6 protein-coding genes are annotated in these 7,525 nt (G+C 39.1%); 2 read left to right on the forward strand and 4 right to left on the reverse strand.

Annotated features, from left to right (window positions below; genetic code table 11):
• Positions 1–193: 193 nt before the first annotated feature.
• The 3 genes from HY841_04555 to HY841_04565 form a co-directional block, all read right to left on the reverse strand.
• Positions 194–517, reverse strand: coding sequence for a hypothetical protein (locus HY841_04555; protein MBI4930012.1), 324 nt, complete (start codon positions 515–517; stop codon positions 194–196).
• Between the two features lie 96 nt (positions 518–613).
• On the reverse strand, positions 614–2,923 hold the full coding sequence (locus HY841_04560; GenBank protein ID MBI4930013.1) for an OmpA family protein: 2,310 nt from the start codon (positions 2,921–2,923) through the stop codon (positions 614–616).
• A 16-nt stretch (positions 2,924–2,939) separates the two neighbouring features.
• The gene (locus HY841_04565; protein MBI4930014.1) at positions 2,940–4,217 is read right to left on the reverse strand and encodes a 2-oxo acid dehydrogenase subunit E2; all 1,278 of its coding nucleotides are present in this window, start codon (positions 4,215–4,217) and stop codon (positions 2,940–2,942) included.
• 362 nt (positions 4,218–4,579) lie between these two features.
• Between HY841_04565 and HY841_04570 the strand changes: the two genes are divergently transcribed.
• Both HY841_04570 and HY841_04575 read left to right on the forward strand, forming a co-directional pair.
• Positions 4,580–5,791, forward strand: coding sequence for a site-specific integrase (locus HY841_04570; protein ID MBI4930015.1), 1,212 nt, complete (start codon positions 4,580–4,582; stop codon positions 5,789–5,791).
• 186 nt (positions 5,792–5,977) lie between these two features.
• Positions 5,978–6,484 carry a CAP domain-containing protein gene (locus HY841_04575; protein MBI4930016.1) on the forward strand — a complete coding sequence of 169 codons (507 nt, stop codon included), beginning with the start codon at positions 5,978–5,980 and terminating at the stop codon, positions 6,482–6,484.
• Between the two features lie 13 nt (positions 6,485–6,497).
• Here HY841_04575 and HY841_04580 read toward each other — a convergent pair whose 3' ends face one another.
• Entirely contained in the window at positions 6,498–7,325 is an 828-nt protein-coding gene (locus HY841_04580; GenBank protein MBI4930017.1) for an IS982 family transposase, read from the reverse strand.
• Between the last annotated feature and the right edge of the window lie 200 nt (positions 7,326–7,525).

Below are 7,525 nucleotides of genomic sequence, written 5' to 3' on the forward strand. Positions count from 1 at the left end.
ATCACTTGCTTTTGCCTTCGGCTTCCTCCGCACAATGCCTCGCAACATTGCACTTGCTTTCAGCTAACACTTCGCGTTATCAACGTGTGTTCGGGACTTGCACCCTATAGTAAAAGAACATGGATGGCGCACAAAGAAAAACCCACCCGTCAGTTGACGGATGGGTTTTTTTATTAATAAAAATATGTTGAGCTTAACTCGTCAAAGTCGGTTTCAGATTTGGCACCTGTGCTTTCAGGAAACGAACCTGATCGCGCAGCGATGCGTTATCCTTGCGAAGATTAGCGTTATCTTCTTTTGTATTGGCAAGTTCTTCGCGCAGGTTAGATACCGTTGTCTTAAGGTCATTGCACCGGTCTTCCACCTGTTTCTTTTTTTCCGAAATGCTGTCGAAGCGCTTGCGGAGATATTCCGATTCTTTTTTCATTTCCTCATTTTCTTTTCTGAGGTCCTGCATCGTGGTGAGTTTTTGCCAGCCCGGACGCTGGTACAAATCGAGGAGTTTTGTTCTGCTCATAAACTTTTTGTTATTCGTTGATTAATAAAAATTATCTTTTGTTTGATGACACAAATATAATGAAAGAAATAACCTAAGCGAAAAAAATATTTTCATTTATTTACTAAGAATCTTTAACTCCACTCTTCGGTTCAGCTGCCTGCCCGCATCGGTATCATTGGAGGCAATGGGCTGCTCTTTGCCGTATCCCTGTGAAGTAAGGCGCGATTTGCTGATGCCTTTTTTCACCAAGTAATCCATCACGGCTTTGGCTCTGTCTTTAGAAAGTTTCAAATTCAGTTTATCATTGCCTTTATTATCGGTATGCCCAGAAATCTCAACCTTCATATCTGTTTTTTCCTTAAGAAGTGCATACACTTTGTCGAGTTCCACAAAAGATTCCTTGCGAAGCTTTGCTTTCGTGAAATCGAAAAATATATTATTAAGAATGGTTTTGCTTCCGGTGGCAATGGGCTGAAGCACCACATTTTTTTCTACGGAAGAATAAATCTGTTCCTTGGGCATGTTTACGTTCTCCGATTGAAATAAATATCCAGCGGCATCAAAAGAGAGGTTGTAATTCTTTCCGCGTTCAAGTACAAAAGAAAACTTTCCCGTGTTATCAGATAAATAATTGCCGGCTGATTTTCCGGTTGTATTATCCACCACATTGATTTTCGCGCTCTTCACTGTTTTTTTCTGAATGTCTGTCACCGTTCCGAAAACGCCCACTGTGCCAAGCGCTTGTTTTTCAAGTTTTACTTCTTTCAGGATGAAAACCATTTCCGTGGAAAGATATTCCTTGCCCGGCTCTACCTTGTATTTATTGTTTACGGAATGGTAGCCATCCGCTTCATAAAGCAGGGTGTATGTTTTTCCGTGCGGAAGAATGAAAAGGTATTTTCCCGTTTTGGGATTAGGAGCATAATTTCCAACAATGTCTCCGTTGTTGGCATCCGTAACGGTAATCATCACTCCGGGAGGAAGTTTTCCAAAATCATCCACCACCGTTCCGCGGAGCACTGTGAGTTTTGATTCTTCTTTTTCAGGAAGGGTGAGCATGTAAATATCCTTATCACCATAACTTCCTTCGGCAAAGGAAGAATAATACGCACGTTTGTTATCAATGGTAGGCACAAAGAAAATATCATCGCCTGTTGTGTTCACAGGATACCCGATATTTTCCGGCTCTGTCCATCCTCCCATAATTCCGGTATCAACAAAATTGCTGGTAAAGATGTCGAACCCACCCATGCTTTTATGTCCTTGTGAAGAAAAATAAAGCTGGCTGCTTCCCGGCTGAAGAAAAGGAGAATCTTCTTCGTACCTTGTGTTGATGTTGGGACCCAGATTCATCGCCTTGCTCCAAGCTCCGGTGGGAAGTTTTTTACATCGGTATATGTCTCTTCCGCCATAACCGCCCGGACGGTTACTCACAAAAAAAAGCGTGTTGCCATCAGCCGAAAGTGTTGCATGAGATTCCCAATGCTTGCTGTTTACGTCACCGCCCACTTTTTCAGGAATGGTCCAGTTATCTCCCTGCATGTTTGTTATGTAAATGCTTCCGCTGTCTTCGTCATCTTTGTACATGAAAAGAATTTGTCCGTCCACTGAAGTTCCAATGGTGGCTTCATGCCCTGCAGTGTTGATGGGAGGTCCCACATTTTTCGCCTTTGTCCATGCCATATCATCTTCAGTTCTGTAGGAAATGTAAATGTCTTCAAAATATTTTCCGTTTGCATCTGTTAAGCCGCCCACATTTTCCGGCCTGCGGGAAGTGAAAAGAAGAATGGATTCATCGGCAGAAATCACCGGAGAATAATCAGCATAAGGGCTGTTGATGGAATCCCCGAGATTCCGGATAATCATGTTTACGGGATCAGCCGTTAGCTGCTGGGCGTTTTTGCACAGCTGTATTTTATAATCAATGTAAGACAGATATACTTTGTCTTTCTCCGGAATAAATGTTTTGAATTTTTTGTAAACCTCTATGGCATCATCAAAGCGATAATTGCGGTGATAGGCATCGCCCAGATAGAGCTGGGCAACGAGCGGGGCTTTGTCTTCCTTGTAAGAATCATCTTTTGAATTTGCAGACCAGGCTGCTGCTGCACGTTCAAAATAATTAACCGACCTGCTGTACTCAGAAGGTGAATTAAGATAACAAAGACCTACTTTAAAATTCCAGTTTCCGTTATTCTGATTCTGTAAAAGCAGTTGTTCGTAAAGAGGCAATGCTTTTTCATAGTTTTCATTAAGAAGGTATTCTTCCGCCTGATCAAACACGGAGCGGAAGTCGGTATTATTAACAACAGGTTCTACCTCCTGCGAAAAGCAATGAGAAGAAAAAAATGAAAAGCAGATAATCAGAAAAATAAAATTACAATTTCTAAGTTCTGATTTTTTCCTGTTTGAAATTAGTTTCATGAGGGATGAATTGAAATTATAATATTCTGTTTGCATCAAATTTTTCAAGATAATCGGCAACTCTTCTAAGAAATTTTCCGCCCAACATGCCATCCACTACGCGATGATCATACGAAAGCGAAAGAAACATCATGCTTCGGATGACGATTGAATCTCCGAATTCAGTTTCCATCACAACAGGTTTTTTCTTTATCGCTCCAGTAGCAAGAATTGCCGCCTGGGGCTGGTTAATGATCGGAGCGCCCATTAAGTTTCCAAACACTCCGACATTCGTGAGCGTAAATGTTCCGCCCTGCACTTCATCCGGCACAAGTTTATTGTTGCGCGCGCGGCTTGCCATATCATTTACCGTTTTTGTCAGTCCGAACAAATTAAACCTGTCTGCATTTTTAATGACGGGCACGATCAAGTTTCCAGATGGCAGAGCGGTTGCCATTCCTATGTTAATGTTCTTGTGCAAAATTATTCTTGTTCCGTCCACCGATACATTCACCATCGGAAAATCCCGGATGGCATTCACTACCGCTTCCACAAAAATGGGAGTAAAAGTTATTTTTTCTCCCTCGCGCTTTTCAAAACTGCTTTTTATTTTATCTCTCCATTTCACAATGTTCGTTACATCCGCCTCCACATACGAAGTAACGTGAGGCGACACACGCTTGCTCATCACCATGTGGTCGGCTATAAGCTTGCGCATTCTGTCCATTTCTATGATTTCATCATTGCCTGAAACAAAAACCGGGGGTGCGGAAATTTCGTGAAGCGCAGGAGAAATCTTTTTCTTATTCGGAATATGCGCGAGGATATCATGCTTGGTAACTCTTCCGTCTTTTCCAGTTCCCGAAATATGTTCAAGTTCTGTAATGGAAATCCCTTCCTGCTTGGCAATGTTTCTTACAAGAGGTGAATAAAATTTTCCTGATGAAGTTTTTCCAACGGATGCAGATTCAAAAACAGGAGCAGAAATTATTGTTTCGCCATTTTTAGAAGGAGAAGTTCTTGTTTGAGAAACAGAAGGAGATACGGCAGGAGAAGAAGAAACTGAAACCACCGCTGATGTTGAAATAACAGCAATTACTTTCCCCACCTGCACCACATCGCCATCTTTGAAAAGTTTTTTAGAAAGAGTGCCTTCTGCTGTAGAGGGAATTTCAGAATCAACTTTATCGGTGGCGATTTCAAGCACCGGCTCGTCAAGAGAAATTTTATCTCCTTCGTTCTTGAGCCATTTGATGATGGTGGCTTCATGAACGCTCTCTCCCATTTTGGGCATTATCAATTCAACCTGTGCCATGTATTTTTTTGTGCGGTGTGAAGATAGAAAAAAAACAAAACAGCAAATAAAAAAGCCCGTCTTGCATTGCTGCAAAACAGGGCTTGGGTGATCCCGCTGGAAAAAGACTTTTTTCACTTAAATTCTTCTCTGTACTTCTAACTACCTCTATAGCAGATGTAGGATAATTATTACTAAGCAACTAAAAGCAGTTTGAAGCATAACAAAGCAAAAATTTTTGTACCCTTTTTTGTACCAATAAGTTTGGAAAATATGAAACATTGACCCTGAAATATCATAAGAGTTTATAGACCAGCCCACGATGACGAATTACATTCGACACAAAGGGGTTAGGTATATTAACACCCCTATGGGAGACTCTTATGGCAGTATCAATAAAAATCATATTACGAAAAGATAAAATCAACAACAAGGGAGAAGCCCCACTTTTTCTTCGTGTTATTACATATTATAAAGTTCGATTTCTTTCGCTGAAGATAAGTATCAAACCATCTGACTGGGATAGTAACAACAATAAGGTAAGAAAATCGCATCCAAATTCTGCCAGACTTAATGCCTACCTCGCAGAAAAATTTGCCGAAGCTTATAACATAGTTTTGGAAGCAGATACAAAAAAACAATTTCTAAGTGGTTATCAAATAAGAGATGTTGTAATGGGTAAACGGTCTTCTGACTTTTTTGAATATGCTGATAAATATGTTGCATCAGTTGAAACAGAAGGGCGAATAGGTTATTACAAAAGGACAAGATCAGTAATCAAAAAATTAAAAGAATATCGAAAAAATAAAAAATTATACTTTGAGGAAATCACTGTGGGATTTCTCAAAAACTATGAAGAGCATCTCAGAATTAAGTATCACAATAAGACGAATACAATAACAGCAAATTTAAAACTGATACGAAAAATCATCAACGATGCCATTGCAGAGGATATAATTCCAGTAAACTCAAATCCCTTTTTGAGGTATCATATGAAAAACGAACCTACAAAAAAAGAATTTCTTGACGAAGACGAACTGTTGCGAATAGAAAATCTCATACTATCAAATGACTCCATGCTATTTCATCACCGTAATGCTTTTGTTTTTGCCACATATGCAGGTGGTCTTCGGATTTCAGATGTCCTTCAATTGAAGTGGGAAAATTTTGATGGGAAACGATTGTATATAAAAATGCAAAAAACTAAAACCCCACATTCAGTAATGCTTCCCAAAAAAGCATTAGATATATTAGCACTATATAAAACTCATGAAAGTATACCGAATCATTATATTTTCCCTTTTCTAAAAAACGACATGGATACCAACAATCCTAACACACACCATGATTCAATAAACAGTGCTGCATCTTATGTAAATAAAGATTTAAAAATAATTGCTAAGAAAGCAGGAATATCTAAACACATTACTTCACATACCAGCAGGCACACTTTTGCAACACTCGCATTAAGAAAAGGTATTGGTATGGAATATGTTTCAAAATTGTTAGGACATCGGAATATCCGTATTACGCAGGATTATGCGAAAATTGTTGATCTCGATCTTGAACAGAAGATGGCAGTATTCAACAATTAATGATTGTATTGAATTACATCCTTCACACATCAGGTTGCGGATTATGCAAAAGATGAGTAAATCTTTATAATAGGTATAACCCGATCCCTGAAGTGTTAGGAAGAGATCAGATAAATAAATAATTCCCATATTATATTTCTCCTGCCCACAGGAAGTGTGTAAATTCTGTTTCTAAATCATTTTAACATGAAACAGAAACTTACAATCCTTCTGCTCCTCACCAGTTTATTTGTAGCAGCACAGACAAAACTTGATTCACTTGTTTTTCAGAAGATCAACGAATATCGGATTGCTAAAGGGTTGAATGCATTGGTCTGGAGTAGTAGTTTATACAAAGCTGCACAGCATCACAGTGAATATCTTGTGAAGTTAAACAGGCAACTGAAATCTGATGTTACTCTTAATTTTATTATTGGGCATTTTGAAAATCAGAAAGTAGATGGCATATTAAGCATGAGCTTTGAAGAACGAATTAATAAATTTTATAGAAATAGTAATGCTTCTGAGTGTGTTGCTTTTTTCGGAATGCTTAAAAATAATTTTGAGAAAGGAGCTAACTCTATTATCTACATTTGGAAGCGTAGCCCGCAACACAATGCTATTCTTTTAGAACCGAATTCTAAATTTGGCGTTGTATCATGCGATAATTTCAATAATGCAGGTGGGATTTCGACATTTGTCAGTGCCTATTAATGTAAGTTGCCACCTATTGAAAACATAATTTTTTGAAAGAAAAGTTCCAGATAAATAATTTCACCTTAAGTAAAAATCCTTTAATGGTAGTTGCATGAATTTTTCTTGGAATCATAGAGGTAATTTGAGCAAACATCGATTCAATCAGTTTTCGGATTCTGCTTTTGTAATACTTTCTGTAAGCAGGTTCTGTTCTCTTGCTGTTGCATTTTCTTTCTGTGTCGTGCCAAATGTTTTCACTTTCCTTGAGCAAATCTTCAAACGCATAATCGGTGTAAGCGCTGTCAGAAATATTCCTGCTTCCTTCCGGAAGATTCATAGACAAGGCATGCATTCCTTTACTGTCGTGCCAACTGCCGGGAACAATGGCAAACTCAACTGGCACTCCATCAACTGTAGCGATAACTTGCACTCTGAAACCGTAAAAATATTGGCTCTTGGAAACACATTTGCCCCGATATTCTTCATCCAGTGGAAGAATGCGATTGCCGAATATGCGAATGTTATGGCAGAGGGCTACAGGAAAACTATCCATGATATATTCCATTCGTGTGTCGAATTGTTTGATGATTTCTCCCACCGAAAGAAAAACAGAATGCAAAAGTTCGTCTATGGCATGAACTCTTCTGCTGAAACGGCTTTTCTTCAGTACACGGCTGAACACGTGGGCACGAACAAAACACAACGCACGCTCGTGATTGCCTCCGAAATACAAGGCAGCCAGCAGCGCGGTGGTCATTATTTCAGCATCGTTCATCATTCGTTGTTTGTCTTGCTGATGGTTAATTGCTTTAAGGTAGTCGTCCAGAAAGCAGTAAATTGCAACGGCATTGTCTATCATGATTTTTATAAAGGTTGGTTGAACTCACCTTTATTAATGAAATCATCGATGGACTTTGCCTTGTAAAGAACCCTGCGCCAAGAGCGCAGGGCGTTATTATTTTATTTTTCACAATTCAAAAAGTTTCAACTGCTTGACATCATTATGACGACCTTGATTACGAATATAATTCTCAATCGTCTTTTTACTTCCTCGACCGC

The organism is Bacteroidota bacterium (assembly GCA_016213405.1).
In the GTDB taxonomy this organism is placed as follows: domain Bacteria; phylum Bacteroidota; class Bacteroidia; order Palsa-948; family Palsa-948; genus Palsa-948.